This is a genomic window from Saccharothrix stipae, assembly GCF_054781895.1.
Genome location: NZ_BAAGTN010000004.1, coordinates 44,213 through 62,162, shown reverse-complemented (window position 1 = coordinate 62,162; position 17,950 = coordinate 44,213). Strand labels below are relative to the sequence as shown.

General features: G+C 66.4%; 18 protein-coding genes. 9 read left to right on the top strand and 9 right to left on the bottom strand.

From position 1 onward, the window contains the following. Positions 1–90: 90 nt before the first annotated feature. The 3 genes from ACYVLT_RS08755 to ACYVLT_RS08745 are packed head-to-tail and all read right to left on the bottom strand — an operon-like array spanning position 91 to position 1,340. Complete coding sequence (locus ACYVLT_RS08755) at positions 91–369, bottom strand: integrase core domain-containing protein (RefSeq protein ID WP_461119626.1); 279 nt, start codon at positions 367–369, stop codon at positions 91–93. Next, entirely contained in the window at positions 264–1,160 is an 897-nt protein-coding gene (locus ACYVLT_RS08750) for an integrase core domain-containing protein (protein WP_461119623.1), read from the bottom strand. Before ACYVLT_RS08750 ends, ACYVLT_RS08755 begins: the two co-directional genes overlap by 106 nt. Before the next feature lie 9 nt (positions 1,161–1,169). Next, a complete protein-coding gene (locus ACYVLT_RS08745; RefSeq protein WP_461119622.1) occupies positions 1,170–1,340 on the bottom strand; it encodes a hypothetical protein in 171 nt (56 codons plus the stop codon). Between the two features lie 34 nt (positions 1,341–1,374). On the opposite strand from ACYVLT_RS08745, the gene ACYVLT_RS08740 reads away from it, so the two are divergent. The 3 genes from ACYVLT_RS08740 (at position 1,375) to ACYVLT_RS08730 (ending at position 6,310) form a co-directional block, all read left to right on the top strand. Next, complete coding sequence (locus ACYVLT_RS08740) at positions 1,375–1,803, top strand: transposase (RefSeq protein ID WP_461119621.1); 429 nt, start codon at positions 1,375–1,377, stop codon at positions 1,801–1,803. Positions 1,804–2,082: 279 nt separating this feature from the next. Next, positions 2,083–2,400 carry a trypco2 family protein gene (locus ACYVLT_RS08735; protein ID WP_461119620.1) on the top strand — a complete coding sequence of 106 codons (318 nt, stop codon included), beginning with the start codon at positions 2,083–2,085 and terminating at the stop codon, positions 2,398–2,400. Next, the gene (locus ACYVLT_RS08730) at positions 2,387–6,310 is read left to right on the top strand and encodes a tetratricopeptide repeat protein (protein WP_461119619.1); all 3,924 of its coding nucleotides are present in this window, start codon (positions 2,387–2,389) and stop codon (positions 6,308–6,310) included. Before ACYVLT_RS08735 ends, ACYVLT_RS08730 begins: the two co-directional genes overlap by 14 nt. Here the strand turns inward: ACYVLT_RS08730 and ACYVLT_RS08725 are convergent. Both ACYVLT_RS08725 and ACYVLT_RS08720 read right to left on the bottom strand, forming a co-directional pair. Further along, a complete protein-coding gene (locus ACYVLT_RS08725) occupies positions 6,282–6,707 on the bottom strand; it encodes an integrase core domain-containing protein (RefSeq protein WP_461119618.1) in 426 nt (141 codons plus the stop codon). The two genes, ACYVLT_RS08730 and ACYVLT_RS08725, sit on opposite strands and share 29 nt — an antisense overlap. Then, positions 6,704–7,786, bottom strand: coding sequence for an integrase core domain-containing protein (locus tag ACYVLT_RS08720; RefSeq protein WP_461119617.1), 1,083 nt, complete (start codon positions 7,784–7,786; stop codon positions 6,704–6,706). The genes ACYVLT_RS08725 and ACYVLT_RS08720 overlap by 4 nt, the downstream gene beginning before the upstream one ends. Positions 7,787–8,271: 485 nt before the next feature. On the opposite strand from ACYVLT_RS08720, the gene ACYVLT_RS08715 reads away from it, so the two are divergent. Then, entirely contained in the window at positions 8,272–8,931 is a 660-nt protein-coding gene (locus ACYVLT_RS08715) for a DUF6338 family protein (protein ID WP_461119616.1), read from the top strand. Beyond that, a complete protein-coding gene (locus tag ACYVLT_RS08710) occupies positions 8,928–9,092 on the top strand; it encodes a hypothetical protein (RefSeq protein ID WP_461119615.1) in 165 nt (54 codons plus the stop codon). Before ACYVLT_RS08715 ends, ACYVLT_RS08710 begins: the two co-directional genes overlap by 4 nt. Here ACYVLT_RS08710 and ACYVLT_RS08705 read toward each other — a convergent pair. The 4 genes from ACYVLT_RS08705 to ACYVLT_RS08690 all read right to left on the bottom strand — a co-directional run bounded on the left by ACYVLT_RS08705 (position 9,089) and on the right by ACYVLT_RS08690 (position 14,163). Then, a complete protein-coding gene (locus tag ACYVLT_RS08705) occupies positions 9,089–11,887 on the bottom strand; it encodes a CHAT domain-containing protein (RefSeq protein WP_461119614.1) in 2,799 nt (932 codons plus the stop codon). The genes ACYVLT_RS08710 and ACYVLT_RS08705 overlap by 4 nt on opposite strands. 15 nt (positions 11,888–11,902) lie before the next feature. After that, the gene (locus ACYVLT_RS08700; RefSeq protein WP_461119613.1) at positions 11,903–12,952 is read right to left on the bottom strand and encodes a hypothetical protein; all 1,050 of its coding nucleotides are present in this window, start codon (positions 12,950–12,952) and stop codon (positions 11,903–11,905) included. A gap of 117 nt (positions 12,953–13,069) precedes the next feature. Next, positions 13,070–13,345, bottom strand: a complete 276-nt coding sequence (locus ACYVLT_RS08695) for an integrase core domain-containing protein (protein WP_461119625.1) — start codon at positions 13,343–13,345, stop codon at positions 13,070–13,072. Then, positions 13,342–14,163 (bottom strand): IS3 family transposase, encoded by an 822-nt coding sequence (locus ACYVLT_RS08690; RefSeq protein WP_461119630.1) that lies wholly within the window; start codon positions 14,161–14,163, stop codon positions 13,342–13,344. The genes ACYVLT_RS08695 and ACYVLT_RS08690 overlap by 4 nt, the downstream gene beginning before the upstream one ends. A gap of 460 nt (positions 14,164–14,623) precedes the next feature. On the opposite strand from ACYVLT_RS08690, the gene ACYVLT_RS08685 reads away from it, so the two are divergent. Genes ACYVLT_RS08685 through ACYVLT_RS08670 form a run of 4 tightly spaced genes read left to right on the top strand, consistent with a single transcriptional unit; the run spans position 14,624 to position 17,938 of the window. Then, positions 14,624–16,597, top strand: coding sequence for a TIR domain-containing protein (locus ACYVLT_RS08685; RefSeq protein ID WP_461119612.1), 1,974 nt, complete (start codon positions 14,624–14,626; stop codon positions 16,595–16,597). A gap of 27 nt (positions 16,598–16,624) precedes the next feature. Then, positions 16,625–16,753 carry a hypothetical protein gene (locus ACYVLT_RS08680; RefSeq protein WP_461119611.1) on the top strand — a complete coding sequence of 43 codons (129 nt, stop codon included), beginning with the start codon at positions 16,625–16,627 and terminating at the stop codon, positions 16,751–16,753. 31 nt (positions 16,754–16,784) lie between these two features. Further along, entirely contained in the window at positions 16,785–17,576 is a 792-nt protein-coding gene (locus ACYVLT_RS08675; protein ID WP_461119610.1) for a TIR domain-containing protein, read from the top strand. After that, positions 17,573–17,938 carry an FxLYD domain-containing protein gene (locus tag ACYVLT_RS08670; RefSeq protein ID WP_461119609.1) on the top strand — a complete coding sequence of 122 codons (366 nt, stop codon included), beginning with the start codon at positions 17,573–17,575 and terminating at the stop codon, positions 17,936–17,938. Before ACYVLT_RS08675 ends, ACYVLT_RS08670 begins: the two co-directional genes overlap by 4 nt. The last annotated feature ends 12 nt before the right edge of the window (positions 17,939–17,950 follow it).

Genomic DNA, 17,950 nt, shown 5'->3' with positions numbered 1-17,950 from the left:
ACCTCGCCAGACTCGGCCTCGCCGCATAGCCGAATTGGGCAACAGAGTCCTGTGGGGTGCCAAAAGTCGGCCACGCGATCTGAACTGCGCTTATGCTGCTGTGGGTTCGTACTCGTTGATCAGGCGGCCGAGGACTGGTCGTCGGCGTATCGAGGTCCGGTTGGGCTCTGCGGTCGGGTGGTCCGGCCGTGGTGGTGTGAGTTGGCGGGCTTGGTGTGGCCGGCGGTGGTTGTAGTGGGTCACATACCGGTCGAGCACTGACCTCAGTTGGCGTTCGTTGATGATGAGCAGTCGGTCGGTGACTTCACGTCTGACGGTGCCGACGAACCGTTCGGCGTAGGCGTTGGCTCGCGGACATCGCGGTGGGATTTCACGACTTCGATACCGGCGTCGGCGAGGACGGCGTCGAACGAGGTGGTGAACTGGCCTGCCCGGTCTCGCACCAGGAACCGGAAGTCGTCTGCCCGGTCGCGGAGATCCATGAGTAGGTTGCGGGCTTGTTGGGTGGTCCAGGGGCCGTCCGGATTCGTGGTGGTGCCGAGGATGTGCACGTAGCGGGTGGCGACCTCCATCACGAAGAACACATAGACCCGGTTGAGCGTCACGACGCAGTCGACGTGGAAGAAGTCGCAGGCCAGCATGCTTGCGGCCTGGGTGCGGAGGAACTGCCGCCAGGAGGTGTCGGTGTCACGCTGGGGCGCGGGCGGTACCCGGCGGCGCGTGAGCACGCGGCGCACGGTTGAGGCGGCTACGCGGTGGCCGAGCTTGAGCAGCTCACCCTGGATCCGGCGGTAGCCCCAACCGGTGTTCTCGTGGGCCATACGCTCGATTGACGACGCGATGATGTCGTCGACCGGTGGGCGGCCTGTGCGCTGGGGGTAGGTCCACTTTCTCGCGACCAGGCGCCGGTGCCACCGCAGGACGGTGCCCGGCGTCACCAACCGGCGTTGCCGTAGCCAGTCGGGCAGGCGTCGCACCAACACGGCGAGCACAGCGCGGTCGGCCCAGTTCCACCGCGGGCGAGGGTTGGTCCGGCGCAGCACGGCGACCTCATGTCGCAGCACCAGCAACTCCGCGTCCTTGGCCGCCGATGACCGGCCGAGCAGAACCAACCAGCCGACGACCCGGGCGAAGATCAGGTACAGCAGTCGTAGCACCACGCCTCACGATCATGCTCCTGCAGCACATGATGCGCGATCACCCCAGCTCAGCGCCTCGGCGCAGAGTTCTGGAACCCCACACGCCAGGATCTCCGTGTCTTTGTCCCGATCGCTCATGGGCAGCAGGCGCAGCAGCGCGAACGTGTTGGTCATGCCCATGTAGGCCAGTCGAAGCAGCACAGCCGGCCATCATGCCGCGCCAGTCGCCGAGCCCGTGGAACACGAGCACCCTCATCGGCCATCCCGAGACCTTGTCCCGACCGCGCTCTCACCTGCATGGACGGAATTGTCGGCAGGCACAAGGTTCACCGCGACCGTGTTCACCGCGTTCCTGGACCGCGTGGCCCGCCAGTCGGGCCAGAAGGTGCACGTCGTCGCCGACCGGCACCCGGTCCACTGGAGTAAGGCGGTCCACGCCTGGCTGGTGGACAACGCCGATCGGGTCGAGCTACACCTGATGCCCGGCTACAGCCCCGAGCTCAACCCGGACGAACTGCTCGACGCCGAACTGAAACGCAATGTCAACGCGTCCCGCGCCCACAACGTCGACCGGCTCGCCCACGAGACCCGACGCTTCCTACGCCGCCGCCAACGCCAGCCGCACATCGTTCGCGGCTACTTCCAGGCCCCGCACGTCCGCTAGGCCAACATGTAGGCAACCGAATACTTTCGGCTCAATAAGTCACTGGTATTGGGTTTAGGCTACGTGGCATTGGGCCCCGGCGGGCCCTGACGCCTTGCACTGTGGCGGGCTCGCTGGCGTGCCGGGTAGCGCCCGTCTCCGAGACCAGGCCGACCAGTTCGGTGCTTTCGCGTGATGATGGTGACCTGGTGAGTCCCGGATCGCCGTGTCAGTGGTAACACTTTATACCATGCCGCCGATGTTACAGACGAGATATCCGCAGCGGAGGAGGGACTTGTCATGACCGATGGCAACTGGGTGGAGTTGACGTCGGCCATCGGCCAGCTCCGGCAGCAGCTGGCGGAAGCTCGCGAACTCGCCGAGGGCGAGGAAGTCCTGTTTACCGTCGGCAAAGCCGAGATCGAGCTGATGTTGGAAATCCGGAAGACGGCGGAGGGTAAGGCCGGCTTCAAATTCGGCATCGTTTCCCTCGAAGGCAAGGGCTCCCTGGTATCGGCCACTACGCACAAGCTGCGGCTGGAACTGCTGCCGCACGCGAACGGCGCGGGAATCGATATCGCGGACGAGACTATTGATCTGCCCCATGTCCCGGGCTGATTGGCACGTCGCGGTGTACGCTCGTTCTTCGGCGGGCGGGAAATGGCACGTCGGTTCGGGGTACTTCCTCGGCGGATCCATTTTCCTCACGTCGCGTCACATCGTCCAGGACACGAGCGGCGCCATCCGGGACACCGTCCAGATCCACCTGCGCGACGCCGCACAACTGGTGGACTGTCAGTTGCTATGGCACGGAGACGGCGATGTCGACGCCGCCCTGGTGCGGATCGTCACCGACGGTGCCAAGCTGCCGGTCCGGCGGTATCCGCCCAGGTGGGGACGCTTCGCGACGTCGACTCCCCGGCAGCCCTGCCACGCGGTCGGCTATCCGGCCTTCGAGGGGCAGAGCCCGGATCACGACCGGGTCGCGTCGCAGGTCACCGGGACGATCAACCCGCTGACCGGGCTCGGCCACGCCAGACTGTCGATCGACGTCGACAACGCGCCTGCCGAGCTCTCCGGACACCAGTCGCTGTGGGCGGGGATGTCCGGCTCCGCAGTGCTGTGTGACGACACCTTGGTCGCGATCGTCCGGCAGGACGCGGCACATTTCGACAGCCGCAGGCTGTCCGCGGTCCCCGTCGAGCTTTGCGCCGCCGACCCCGCGTTCCGGGAACTGGTCGCCGCAGCCGCCGGCCAGGAGCCGGTGCTGGAGCCGGTGGACCTCGCCACGCTGTTCGCCGAGCAGGAACGGCCCAGGTCCCCCGCAGCGCTGCTCGCCGCGCCCTCGCACACGGTGGAGTTCCGCGGTCGGGATGCGGAACTGACCCGCCTGCGCGAGTGGTGCGCGCGGGACGAGGGGTTCTCGGCGCACATCGTGGCCGGGCCCGGCGGGCAGGGCAAGACTCGGCTCGCCGCACAGTTCGTCGGTGAGCTGGCAGCTGACGGCTGGGTCGCCGGGTTCGTCCGCGACGCAGACCCGGAGGAGTTCGCGGTGCTCGGCGCGTTGCGCGGGCCCGCGCTGCTGGTGGTCGACTACGCCGAGACCAGGCCGGCCACGATCGCCGCGCTGACCGCCGCCACCCGGCGGGCGGAGTCAGGTGTCCGTCTGCTGCTCCTGGCCAGGTCCGCCGGTGAGTGGCGGGAGGACGCCGCGATCGACCACTCGCTCGACTACCTCGTCGACACGTCGGTGCTGCCGCTGGCGGCGCTGGAGCGCACCCCCCACGGCCGACTGACCGCCTGGCGCGAAGCCGTGTCCTCGCTGGGGAACGCGCTGTCACACCTCGACGGCTACGAGCACGCGGGCGCGCACACCGACGAGGTGATCACCACGCCACCAACTTGGTTGGCCACCGACCTCCATGACGATGTACCGGTGCTGGGCATCCACATGGACGCCCTGGCAGCACTGCTCACCGCCGCCGAACCAGGCACGACCGGCGAATCGTCGATGGACACCCTGCTGCTGCACGAGGAGAAGTACTGGAAGCGGATGGCCACGGCGCGGGGATTCGTGGCCGACAAGCACACCCTCGCCGATGCCGTCGCGGTGAGTACCTTGTTCGCCGTGACCACCCAGCCCGAGGCGCTGGCGCTGGTAGCGGCGATGCCGGGCCTGCGGGACCTGCCGGAGGATCGCCGCACGGCCGCAGTCCACTGGCTGGCCGGCACGCTGCCCAGTTCGGAGGGCTTCTGGGGAACGCTCCAGCCGGACCGGCTCGGCGAGCACCACGTGGCCCGCGTCCTGAACGGGCGAGCGGAGTTGATCACCCCGCTGGTCGACGTCGCATCGACCGTCCACATGGAACACGCATTCACCGTATTGTGCCGGGCGGCCGTCGACGCCGGCCACCTCAATGCCGTGATCGAGGCGGTCATAGACGAGTCGCCCCGCACGACTGGACCTGCCGCGCTGTCGGTGGCGGTGCAGTCGGAGAATCCAGCACCACTGCTCGCCGGCATACGGCGGGTGGTAGAGCGCGCGGACACCGACCTGCTGTCCACACTGTCCGACGTCACGCCCGTGCACACCCAGATCCTCGCCGACATCGGGATCGACATCTCGCAGCGGCTCGTCGCGGCCCAGCGGACCGCTCCAGAACAGGACGGCCTGTCGCTCGCGCGACGGTTGGCGACGCTGGCCGTGCGGCTGCGCAACCGCGGGCGGTTCGAGGATGCGGTGCGGGTTAACCAGGAGGCGATCGAGCTGTTCGACCGGTTCGCCGACCTGTCGGACAACGCCCAGCTGCTCGATCTCGGCAGCGCACTGGGAAGTTTGGCCGATCAACTCAGCCGGTTGGACCGCATCCCCGAGTCGCTGGACGTGAGCAAGCGGTCGGTTGCCATCGCCCGGCGCGTTGCGACCGCCGGCCCCGGCACACCCGCGCACCTGGCCGGAGCGTTGAACGGCTTCGCCAGCAGGCTGGGAATCGCGGGCGAGCACCATTCGGCGAGCGTCATCGCCGCCGAGGCCGTCGAGATCAACCGTGACCTGACTGGTGGTGTGGGAGGCGAGGCGTACCGGCCGGGTCTGGCCACGTCGCTGAACATCCTCGGTGTCCAGCAGAGCATGGACCACGGGCCGAAGCAGGGACTGAGCGCGATCCAGGAGGCGCTGGAGATCCGCCGGGAGCTGGCGAAGGCCCAGCCCGACGCCTACCTGGCCCAACTCGCTGCGTCGCTGAACAACTTCTCGAACTGGCAGTGGTCTGTCGGGGGCCCGAGAGACGGGCTCGAGGCGAGTGAGGAAGCCGTGGCGATCCTGCGGCGGCTGGGTGAGGCCAATCCGGAGGCGCACCACCAGGACCTGGTCCGCGCGCTCAGCAACCTGGTGCGACGGTTGGACAAACTGCAACTCGCTGAGGCCGCCGCGGAGGCGGGCCGGGAACTCGTGCGGATCAGCCGGAGCCTCGCTGAGGCTCGTCCGGAACAACACCAGTCCGAGTTCGCCGCGGCCCTGGTGTTGACGGCCTCGTGCCTGGCGGCGTGCGGCGAGATGGCCGAGGCGGTGGATCTCGCGACCGAGGCGATCGCTTTGTACCGAAGCCTGCCCACGACCCCCTTGCGACCGCTTGCGCGTGCCCTGCAGGCGCGGGCGGAGTGGCTGCTTCCGCTTCGGCGTGGCGCGGACGCGACGGCCTCGATGGCGGAATGTGTTGCGATTCACCGGTTGCTGGCCGCGGAGGACGGCGGTGAGAAGCTGGCCGGGGCGTTGCTGCACTTCGCCGACTTCCTCATGCAGGTACGCCAGGATGAGCAGGCCAGGTCCGCGGTCGAGGAAGCCGTCGAGCTCCGGCGCGCGCTCGCCACGGCCAGCCGGCCGGGACAGTGGTCGGAGGTGGCCGCGACGCTGACGCAGTTGGCCACCGTTCTTGAGGCCCAGGGCCTGGGGAAAGAGGCACTGACCGCGATGTCGGAGGCGGTCGGCATTCGGCGCAGGTTGACCGTGAGTCCCCGCCTGGCCGGGACACTCGGCGTGTACGCCGACCTGCTCACTCGGGCGGGCCGGTACTGGGACGCCAAGAACGCGTTGGAGGAAGCCATCCGGATTCAGCGGCAACTCAAGGCGCCGCGGCAGAGACGCAGGCTCGGCCAACTGTTCATGAGCCTTGCGCGGATGCAGGTCCAACTCAACATGTCCCGTGACGCGGCGAGATCGGCGGCCGACGCGGTGGCCACCTGGCGGCCGCTGGCGAACGCGAACGATAAGGACAGCCAGAAGAAGCTGGTGTCGGCGTTGCAGGAGCTGGCGCAGATCCTGACGACGCTGGGGCGAACTGCGGACGCTGCCAGGGCAACGGCCGAAGCCGACCGAGTTCGCAAGCTGCTGACTGTCACGGAACGCGGTCCGTCCCGACATCGTGACCACGGAAGCCACTCGTCACGTCGCTTACCCTCCGGTCGAACCGTGTTCGTGCCGGAAACTACATCCATGCAGGTCAAGCCGCATTTCGATATTCGTGGATGACTCCGCCGAGGTGATCACGTCGGTGTATCAGGAGATGTTCGATTCGGTCGGGTTCAAGAGGCTGGGGTCGGGCTCGCAGGGGTGCTGCGGCAGCGAGTGATCGGTGGGTTCGGTGCTGGTTGTAGTGCCGCTCGTACTCGCGCAGCGCGTGCCGGAGGTGGGTCTGGTTCCAGATCAGCATGCGGTCCAGCAGTTCGGTGCGGAGTGTCTTGACCCAGCGTTCGGTGATCGAATTCATGCGGGGTATCCGGACACCGGTCAGCATCGTGGCGATCCCTGCGGTGCTGAGGATCTCATCGATCAACGCCGGATATTTGCCGTCGCGGTCGCGGATGAGGAATCTGATCCGCGGGCCGTGCCCGGTTGTGCCGCTTGAAAAATCATCGCTGCTGGTCAAGCGGCGTGTCTGTACTCGTTGATCAGACCGCCGAGAACTCGGGTGCGCTGCAGTCTGCGGGTGTCGAGGTCGTGTACTGGCGCGGGGTGCTGTCGGGCTTCGGGTGGTAGTTGGTTGCGGGCCTGGTGGGGTCGGTGCCGGTTGTAGTGGTCTTCGTAGGTCGTGAGGACGTGTCGTGCGTGGGCTTCGCCGGTGATGAGGATGTGGTCGAGAAGTTCGCGTCTGATGGTGCCGATGACCCGTTCGCAGTGGGCGTTCATCCGAGGCGCCTGCGGCGCGCTCTTGATGATGCGTAAGTCGTCCGCCAGGAAGACGTTGTCGAACGCCCGGCTGTACTTGCCGTCGCGGTCGCGGAGAAGGAAGTGTAGGGACTGCGTCCGGTGTCCGAGGTCGGCGGCGAGGTTCCTGGCCTGTTGCGTGGTCCACGCCTGGGTGGGGTGGGCGGTGAGGCCGGTGATGTGCAGGCGTCTGGTGCCGTGTTCGAGGAACACCAACGCGTACAGGCGCCTGCCGAGCACGGTGTCGAGGTGGAGGAAGTCCGCCGCGATGACGCCCTGGGCCTGGGCGGTGAGAAACTCGCGCCAGGTCGGGCCGGTGCGGCGTGGTGCCGGGTCGATGCCCGCTTCGTGCAGGATTCGCCAGACCGTCGAGTGGGCGATGTGATAACCGAGACGGGCCAATTCGCCCTGGATCCGCCGATGACCCCACCGCGGGTTCTCCCTGGCGAGCCGCAGCACGAGAGTCTTGACCGCCGCTCGGGTCGGTGGGCGCCCGGCACGTCGACGCGTGGAGTAGTCCCACTTACAGGCCATGAGTCTGCGGTGCCAGCCGAGCAGGGTGCCCGGCGTGACCGGAAAGACCTCCCGCCACCTCTGACGATCCACCAACCCGGACAGGGCGGCGAACCAGAACCGGTCTGCGGGCTCGTAGCGGACAGGACCAGTCAGTTGCCGACGAAGAACTGCGTTCTCGTGCCGCAGCACCAGCAGCTCGGCGTCCTTCGTCGCCTCGCAGCGCAGCAGCACCGACGGAACTGACAGCAACTTCCGGGTCACCTTGTACAGCAGAGACACGATCACCCGGCCATGCTCCCAACACCGTGGCAGCCTCGCTCTACCAGCAACGATGACTTTTCGAGCGGCACACCCACCGCGGGTTCTCTCTGGCGAGCCGCAGCACGAGCGTCTTGACCGCCGCTCGGGTTGGTGGGCGTCCGGTACGTCGACGCGCGGAGTAGTCCCACTTGCGGGCCATGAGTCTGCGGTGCCAGGCGAGCAGGGTGCCCGGCGTGACCGGAAAGACCTCCCGCCACCTCTGACGATCCACCAACCCGGACAGGGCGGCGAACCAGAAACCGATCCGCGGGCTTTCGAGCGGCACAGGGTACGCCCCACTGGACCGAGCAGAAACGCCTGATAGCCCCGGTGCTGGTCTGGGCACGCGTCACCCATGGCGACTACCTTTCGTCCCTGACCGTGCCGGCCCACAAACTGCACAACCCGTCCTGCATGGTCCTTCTCCGGCTACTATCGGTCAACAGTGCAGGGGATCCCCGGGGAGAGAAATGGGTCAAACGCCCTCGACGGCAATCCAGTTGGGAATGCTGGTAGTCCTCGTCCTTCCCGGGATCACCTACCAGTTCCTGCGGGAACGGTGGCGTGGGCCGGTTCCCGGCGAACGCGATCTGGGAGAACGTGTCCTGCGGTCGATAGCCGCCTCGATCTTGCTCGACACGCTATACTTGGTCGTCGCCGGTCCGGCGCTGGCAGGACTGGCTCGCGACATCGCCACCCGCGGCTGGAGCGGTTTCGTCCAGCAGGCGCGACTGGCCGGTTTGCTGGGGTTGTTCCTGTTCGTCGCCGTTCCCGCGCTTGCGGCCGGGTGCGTCACCTGGTGGCAGCGGCGCAGGCTGCGCGGGGCGCGCTATCGCAGCACTCCCACCGCCTGGGACCGGATGTTCCAGAATCGCGGCTCTTGCTTCGTCCGTGTGCGTTTGGGCGACGGTGCGTGGGCGGGCGGCTGGTACGGCTCCCGGTCCTACGCCACTTCGTATCCGCAGCCGGCGGAGATCTTCCTCCAGACTGCGTGGGTCATGGCCTCGGACGGCAGGTTCGTCCGACCCATCGAAGGGAGTGCCGGACTGCACCTCCGCGCCGTCGACATCGAGGTGCTCGAACTGCTCCTGCCGCCCGTAAGGAACCAGCCCATGGTGGAGGCCGCGTGAACCGTCCGGAACTGACCCTCTTCGAGCGTGAACTGCTCGGTGATCCCATCCACCACCGCGGCTATACCCCGGACGATGACGTCCCCGAGCCGATGGAGGGCCCGTCGGAACCCGCCGGGACCTCCATCGCGGCCGTGGACCACACGCCGGAGCCGACCTAGCGTCCCATATGGACATAGCCCGCCCACAGGCCCGGAAGGTTCGGGTATTTGGCTCGAACCTTGAGCGTCGCCTCGTGCACCGCGCCCGCCGCGTCGAACACCGCACCGGACCGGACGGTGTGGTGAAACGCCGCGTAGGCGTCCTTGGCGAACTCGTGCACCGCCCGGTCGGGGATCTTCCAGAGCGTCGCGACGACGTCCGGGAAACCGGCGAGCTGGAACGCGGACGCCAGGTGGATCGCCTCGTCGGCGAGCCGTGAACCGGTGCGGGCCGTCTCACACGACGAAAGGTAGGCCAGCGCCGGTTCCGGCAGTTCGAGGCGGGAGATCTCGGCCGTCGTGAGTGGCCGCCGTTCGTGGTCGTGGAGCAGCAGTCGCCCGCGGGACGGGATGGCGCGATCGGTCACCGCGTGACAGGCGAAATGCACCCACGAGTGGCCGCGAAGCTCGTCGAGGACCCGCTGTCCGGTCGCCTCGCGGTTCTTCAGGAGAAGGCCGCCCGGAAAGAAGTCGCGCACCGTTTCGGCTTCCGCCTCCGCATTGTCGAGCGGTTCCGCGCCGGGTGTCTCGGACATCGCCACGACCAGCGGACGCAGGGTCGAGTAGACGGGCCGCCGTTCCCGCGCCGCCGCGAGCGTTCGGATGGTCGGTGCGTAGGACGATATCGCCCTGTTCAGCAGAGACAGGGTTTCGCCTTGCCCATGACGCCCCGCGGCATGGATCGGCAGCAGGGCCAGTGCTCCGGTGGGGATCCACCACACCCGTGGCAGCTTCTCGCCGGAATGGGGAGCGGGGACGCCCACCGCGTCGAGGACGGGCTCGACCACGTCGTCCCACAGCCAGGCCAGCACGTCGTGAACGGCTTCCTGCTGCACCACATCGGTGATGTTGCGGGGATGAAGCGCCAGATCGAGTTTCCTGGTCTGCTCCGCCACTACTCCCGGGGTGATCTGCAAGGGCAGCGTCGTCACGCCATCCGGCCCGACGATGATCGCGTCTGAGCGGTGGTCACTGACGTTGAGGTAGACCACCGGCCCTCTAGCGCCCTGGGCGAGGATCTGTTCGGGGCCGGGTGTTCCCGCGAAGTCGGCGAACCCGTCCTCGGCCCGGATTTGCTCCAGCAGGCCGTCCCAGCGCTCGATCTGCTCGCGCCGCCTGTGTCGTGCCTCGTCATCGGCGGCGGGAATCGGCTCGTCGTCGACCCATTCGATCGTGTCACCGGCCGTCGCCGACGGCTGATCTGTCGTGTCGAACGCCGCCCGGAGATCCTCGAATTCCGCCGCGAGCGCCGGGTTCCGCGCCCGTAGCCTCGTGAGGTCGGCGCGGATGTCCAGGGTGCGCGAGAGCAATACGCCACGTCCCTGTTCCAGCAGCACCAACGCCTTTTCTGGTCGCTCTGCGGCCAGCGCGCAGGCCGCCGCGCCCGCGGCGATACCGGTCCACCGCCCGAGCCGGTCTTCCTGGTCCTGTCTGCGCAACTCGCGGGACGCGAGCCGCGGCAGCAACTCGATCACACCCTCGAAGGCGGTCACCGCGTCGGTGTACCGTCCGGCCGAGGCCGCGATGTCGCTCCAAACGAGGCCGGCCCTGATCCGGGTGGGGACATCGGCCAGATCATGGTTTGCGGCATCACGCGCGGCGTCGAGTGCCCACTTCAGTTTCCGCTCCGTGCGGTCCCCATCCTGTTCGTACCGAAAACGCCTGTGCAGAGCCAAAGCGAGATTCAGCCGGTGGTCCGCGCTCTGCGGGACGGCCGCAGGAACCGACTCGACCGCCCGGTGCGCGAGCCGGATCGCCTCGTCCAGATCGTCGACGTGCGGCTCGAGTTCGAAACGGGCACGCAGTGCGAACGCCAGATTGTTCTGACACGGTTGGAAAAGGCGATCGTCCGGCCGGACCCGACGCAAGGCGTTTCTGCCCGCGTCGATCGCGTCTCCCAGGTCTTGCAGGCTCCGCGTTCTTTTTCCTCGTTCCGCGAGTAGTGCGCACAAGATCGTCAAATCGCCGGGGCGCGCGTTCTTCCGCGCCCACTCGATAGCTAGGTCGAGGAATGGTGGCTGTTCGGTGCGTTCGTATTCGGTCCGGTACACCGCTGCGAGTTCACTGCTGCAGCGCGCTGAATGACGACTTCTGGACGGCACGAGCCGGATGGCCAACCGGGATGCAGCAAGGGCCTCTTCGAGATCGCTTACGGCACCGACGTTGTCGTAGCGCAGCCGCAGCGCGGTGCTGAGCAAGGACGACGCGAGACCACGGGACGCGCCTCCAAGATAACCGGCCCCCGCTGAACTGCGGCCGAGCTCTATGGCCTCGTCCAGGTCTTCAAGACGGCGCAGCCGTTCATAGCGTGCCTGCAACGCGGTCGATAGCGACACGATGTGGGTGAAATACGAAGCGTTTCCCGCGGTCGCACCGACGGACCGCCGGAAATGTTCGATGGCGCGATTCAGTGCCTCCACGTCACCTCTGGTGAAGAACCATCGCAGCTGATCTCGGCCATCGGCGGACCAGTTGGCTGCGGCTTCCGGATCGTAGGCGGGGTTGGTTCGTTGCTGCCGCGATTCCAGCATTCTCCGCACGAGGCCGATGCTTCCTGCGGCGGAGAACGCGATATACGCTCCGACGAAGCCCCATGTGTTCGGACGGGCGGTTTCCTCCGACGCCAGGAAATACGCCACCACAAAACAGGTGAAGCCTACCGCGCGCCCGGCTTGCCAATACAGCGCGATGAACGGGAAGCGGTCCCGGCCCGCATAGGAAACGAGCAGGACAAGGCCTCCGGACAGTGCCAGCACATTGGGCCACACCGTCTAGGGCCGGCTTCTCGCGAAGATTTCCTTGGCCTGGTCCCGAGCCGACTCGTATCCCGGCGCCAACCCGCACAGCTTCGTGTACATACGAAGGCTTTCCTGGGCCAGTTGTCGCACCTCCTCGGCTAAGGCCATGCCGGCGCAACTGGGCAGCACGGCCCGTTGGAACTGTGCCTTCTCCCGCTCGTAGTACACGGGCTCGCCACTCTCGATCAACCAAGGTCGACCTTCCCGCCGTCGGAGGCCGGGCCGCTCCGCGAGGAGTTTCGCCAGGAGCAGACGGGCCTCGGCCGCACCGGCGATCCGGGATTCGGTCGACAGCGGGCCGTCTCCGTTGAGGTCGAGCGGAGGCTGTGCGCCGCGGTCGGCGACCAGGGTCTTCTCGATCAACTCAGGATTCCCTTCGACCGGATCCGCGAGATGGGAAGCGGCGAGTGCCATCCGGGCGAGGTCCATCGCCGAGCGCGTCATGCGCGCCTGCCGCAGTACGGGAACCCCTTCCCGTCCCATCGCGCCCATAGCGTGGAACACCGGCATGAGATCGTCCGGTCGCGGCAGTGAGGTCGAGCGTTTCGCGGCCGACTGTGTCAGGTTAACGCACCACAGAAAGTGGTCGATTCCTTCCTGGTAGGCGCGGGCGGCTCGCGCGCGCTGGCTCGCCGACACCCGGCTCCGCGCGGTGTCCCAGCAGGACAAGGCCGCTTGAAGTTCGCCATTGGCGGTGTAACGGGGAGCCCCCGATCGACGCTCCCGCACAGAACGCACCGCCACGATCCCGGCGACCAGTACGCTGATCACCGCGACGGCCATGCGCCCGGGGCTCACGGTCGCCTTCTGAGCCAAGTCCCCCGAGTACACCCAGACCGCCACGGGGACACCGATGCCCCAGAGGTACTGCGCGGGCCGTCCGCCGCCGATCAGCGAGTCGATGATCAGCAGAACGCCGAACCACCAGATGCCGAGCCCGATGAGGTGAGGGGTATCGCCTGGTACCCCCGTAAGCAGGAAGATGCCGACGCCGCAGAACAGCGCTCCGAATCGCACAGCCACGATGTGACCTCCTCCCCCTGTCGAGGGTCCGCAATGTTACTCAGCGCGCCGGGACGGTCACTCGGCGCCCGATGGCGCCTCGTGGGCCGCCAACGATGACCTTGTGCCGTTCGAAAGTCATCGCTGCTGGTCAGGCGGCTTGTCTGTATTCGTTGATGAGGCCGCCGAGGATGCGGGTGCGGAGCACCTGGCGGGTGTCGAGGTCGTGCATCGTGGCGGGGTGCTGCTGGGCTTCGGGTGGTAGCTGGTCTCGGGCCTGGTGGGGGGGTGTCGGTTGTAGCGGTCTTCGTAGGTCTTGAGGACTTGTCGTGCGTGGGCCTCTCTCGTGATGAGGATGTGGTCGAGGAGTTTGCGTCTGATGGTGCCGATGACCCGTTCGCAGTGGGCGTTCATCCGCGGTGCCTGTGGTGCGCTGGTGATGACGCGTAGGTCGTCGGCGTGGAAGACGGTGTCGAACGTCTGGCTGTACTTGCCGTCGCGGTCGTGGAGCATGAAGCGCAGGGATTCCATGCGCGTTCCGAGGTCGGGGCGAGGTTCCTCGCTTGCTGCGTTGTCCAGGCCTGGGTCGGGTGGGCTATGACTCTGGTGATGTGCAGGCGCCTGGTGTCGTGCTCGAGGAACGCCAGGGCGTAGAGCCTTCGACCGAGCACGGTGTCGAGGTGGAGGAAGTCGGCCGCGATGATGCCCTGGGCCCGGCCGTTGAGGAATTCTCGCGAGGTCGGGCCGGTGCGGCGTGGTGCCGGGTCGATGCCTGCGTCGTGCAGGATCTGCCGGACCGTCGAGTGGGCGGTCCTGTGGCCGAGTCTGGCCAGTTCGCCCTGGATTCGGCGGTGACCCCATCGTGGGTTGTCCTCGGCGAGTCGCAGCACGAGCGACTTGACCGCCGATCGTGTCGGTGGGCGTCCGATGCGTCGACGCGCGGAGTAGTCCCACTTGCGGGCCATGAGTCTGCGATGCCAGACGACCAGGGGGCCCGGCGTGACCGGAAAGACCTCCCGCCACCGGCGACGATCCACCAACCCGGACAGGGCGGCGAACCAGAACCGATCCGCAGGCTCGTAGCGGATCGGACCCGCGAGGTGTCGGGACAGGACCGCGTTCTCGTGCCGCAAGACGAGCAGTTCGGCGTCCTTCGCCGTCTCGCTGCGGAGAAGCATCGACGGGACGGACAGCAGCTTCCGGGTTACCTCGTACAGCAGGGACACGACCACCCGGACATGCTCCAACACTGTATTTCCCGCCCTACCTGCGGCGATGACTTTTCGAGCGGCACAGGCGCGGCGACCTGGTGGTAGTGGTGCACGTCACCGTAAACGTTCGCGGCCTGCAGCAGGAACCCGTTGACCGGTCCGTGCACCGCGTTGGAGATACCGCCCGCCATCGGAGGCGTTGCGTCCTGTTCTTCCACTCCACCACTCACAGCCAGCCGGACTCTTCGTTCGAGAACGCACACCATAGCCGCAACCCGCCGAACGCAAACCGTAGATCTGCGGATCCGAACCAACTCGCGTGCCGTCATCTGTGGGAGAAGCACGTTACCGGCGGCGTAACAAGCTACGGGTGTCCGCGTGGCGTCGAAGATATGATCGCATCCCGGTTCGAGCCGCACCGGACGCAACGTATCCGCATTATTGCGCCTGGAGTGGTCGACAGGCGCCATGGAGGAGCTCTGTGCAGTCGTCCCGGGAGATGGGCTTCTACAAGGTGGCGATCGTGTCGTGTGACATCCGTGGTCATTCAGCGACGAACGCGCGCGACCAAGTCCGACGAGTCGAGAAGATCAACCGGATCGTGGCGGCGACGATCGGATCGTGCGACCCGGGAGCGGTCGTCTGGTCGTCTGGGGGCGACGGCGGTCACGTGGTCTTCCGGCAGACCGCCTGGCAGCAGTCCGCCGTCAACCTGCTCGTCGAGTTGATCTCCTGGGCGAAGGCGCAGCACGTGCCGCTGCGCATCACCTGTCACGTCGGCGACGTCTGCGATGTCCTCGGCGCCGACAACCGAGTACAACTCGTCGGCAGCGGCATTAACTACGCAGGGTGGCTGCTGGGGCAGGTCCTTGCTGACAACGTAGTCGCCTCAGAGGATTTTCGGCGTGGGATGGAATCGTCGGGAACCGATCCGGTCGTGACCTTCCACACCCCTTTACCCTTTCCAGGTCGCGATTTTCCGACACTGCTGCTCTACCTGCTTTCCTTGGACGGTACCGCACCCGATTGGCCGGTGGAGAACCGGGAAGACTCAGCCCGTCTGAAAAACCCATCAGTACCTGTGAACGACTACCGGAAACACTGGGACGCACTGTACTTCACCAAGCGGATCTGGCAGGTGCACTCGTCTTCCGAGCTCGCCACCAATGAGCTCAAAGGAGCAGCGCTAAATCTGCAGTATCGCGACCGCAGCAGCAACGAGCTCAAGGCGAACCCGCTGTTGAACCGCTTCAGGGAGGACGAACTGGCGAGCATGCTGCGACTGGGGCAGCTCGTCGAGCGGACCGAGGGCGAGTTCATCTGCCGTTTCGACGAGCCGGGCGACTCCCTGTTCGTAATCCTGCGCGGTCAGGTCGGCGTGTACAACTCCGAGGGCAAGGGCTACCACGGCGATGCCGCACCGATGTACCCCTACGGTGTGGGTGAGATCGTCGGCGACTTCGCCTTCGCGCTGGGTCGCCACCGCACCGCCGACCTCGTGGCGCTGACGGACGTGTCGCTGCTGTCGTTCAACAACAACGACGTTCAGTCGAAGCTGCTCGGAAAAGACGGCGTGGGCAGGGCCGCGGCTACCCAGTTCAACGAATACATCAGCGAACGCATCCTCGAACACGTCAGTGACAACGTCTCATACCTGGCGGGTCCTAAGGGCAACCCGAGTGGACCCCTCACGGTCGGGCCAGCCTCCCCGGACGACCCGCTCCAGCCCTTGCGCAGGTACTGCGAACTCGTTCCGCTCACCGAGTTCCGGATTTCACTGGACGACATCGCTCCGCAAGATCAATACAAGGGCCTGTGCATCCTTGTCGCCGGTGCGCTACTCACCGAAACCGACCACAAACTGGACGGGCGGGAGTTTCCGATCATTTGGATCGACCTGCCTGACCTGAAGATTCCGCCGCGCTCCTACAGGGAATTTACGTCACCGAAGATTCTTCGCATCGAATCCAGAGGTATCGGAAAATTGACCGGCCGACAAAAGGATGCACTTTTCAAGGCACTGCCCCGTGCTGGGCAACGGTCCGAGGATGGCTACCTTTACGACGTTTTCCTGTGCCACTCCAGCGTGGACAAGCCTATCGTCCTCGAGGTTTTGAAGCGCTTGGAGGGAGCCGGTCTGGATTGCTGGTACGACAATAACAACATGCGGCCGGGCGACCGGACCCTGGGTACTGTGGAGTACGGCTTGAAGCACAGTCGGCGGATGCTCATCTTCGCCAGTCGCTCGTACTCGGAATCCGCCTGGGCGAAGCAGGAAACGGCGATATTCGCCCATCGTCAGGTCAAGAATCCCGTCGATCGGGCGATCCAGGTCCTGGTGATCGACCAGGACTTCGACGTGGAAGACCTGCCCGGTAGCGTCCGGATCAATCAACGGGTGGATTACCAAGGTCCGAGCAGCATCGATCGGTTGATCGAATTCCTCCGGCCGTGATGCCGGCTGGCTCGATAGACTCGCCACGTGGAGGCAAAAGCCCGGTCGAGCAGGTTGGACGAGCTCATCGACCGGATCCCGGTGCTCGACCGGCTGGCCCAGCAGGTGCAGATCGACGACGTCGTCGCAGGGGCGCACGGCGAAACAGCTCGGTGACGCCTACGACGAGTGGTTCACGAGCTGCCTGTTGCTGCTGCCGAGCGACCTGCGGGAGAAGTTTCGCTTCGAGTACGAAGGCAGCGTCCGCACGCTGCAATACCGCATCAAGCACTTCCTCCACGAGCCCGTGAAGCCCCGGCCGAAGTTCTTCGGTGGCCGGCAGAGGCGGCCGAGCGAGCACCAAGGCCTGCTCGGTTACTGGCAGCACCCCTACACCGACCGGTTCAAGGGTCCCCTCAAGACGCAGAAGCAACTGCTGCTGGAGGCCCGCGCCAGGCTCGACCTGCAAGCTTCGTCCGTCGCGCCGCTGCCCCACCACGACGTCCAGGAGGAGCCAGCGCCCAAGCCTGATCCGGATCGCACGGGTTTCGTAATCCACGGGCGTGACAAGAAAGCGCGACGTGGGTTGTTCGACTTCCTGCGGGCGATCGGCCTGCAGCCGTTGGAGTGGTCCCAGGTGCTGGCCGAGGTCCGGCAGGGCTCACCGAAGATCGGTGATGCCCTCCAAGCCGTCCTGGGCAAGGGCCGCGCCGTGATCGTGCTCGCTACCCCGGACGACGTGGTGCAGCTCAAAACCGAACACGCCGACGACGAACACGACCCGGAGACGCAGCCCGCTGGGCAGGCCCGTCCGAACGTGATCTACGAAACCGGCATGGCGATGATGTTGATCCCGGAGCGCACGATCCTGGTCGAGCTCGGCAAGGTGCGGAGGTTCACGGACCTCGGCGGGCATTTCGTGGTGCGGTTGAGCAACGACCCCGCACAGCCAAGCTCCTCGCCCAGCGCCTGTCGAGTGTCGGGTGCGCGGTCGACTTGAGCGGGAGCGACTGGCTGGAAGCGGGCGACCTCACCCCACCGGTCGTGACAACGAACCCGCAGATCGCTTCGAAACCTCCGGTCGCCCGCTCGATGCAAACGGGGGACGACGGCCTCCAGTTGGGCAACTTCACCGTGACTCCCGACCACAGGGTGTACGGAGAGGCGCACAACGCCGGGTCTTCCCCGAAGCACTTGATCCTCAAAGTCACCTTCTACAACGCGAACGGTGGGATCCTCGGCACGGGGAGCGGTGCGGTGAACGACCTCGCGCCGCGGCAGACGAAAACATTCACCTTGGACACGCTGGACGAGGTCAGCGGCTATCGGGACTACAAGGTCGAAGTCGAAACCGCGTTCTGAGGACCTGCCCGC

What these genes read in the sequence shown, in the direction of transcription:
- ACYVLT_RS08695 (WP_461119625.1), bottom strand. Translation starts at nt 13,345, where the DNA reads ATGAACGCCCACTGCGAACGGGTCATCGGCACCATCAGACGCAAACTC.
- ACYVLT_RS08735 (WP_461119620.1), top strand. Translation starts at nt 2,083, where the DNA reads ATGACCGATGGCAACTGGGTGGAGTTGACGTCGGCCATCGGCCAGCTC.
- ACYVLT_RS08715 (WP_461119616.1), top strand. Translation starts at nt 8,272, where the DNA reads ATGGGTCAAACGCCCTCGACGGCAATCCAGTTGGGAATGCTGGTAGTC.
- ACYVLT_RS08730 (WP_461119619.1), top strand. Translation starts at nt 2,387, where the DNA reads ATGTCCCGGGCTGATTGGCACGTCGCGGTGTACGCTCGTTCTTCGGCG.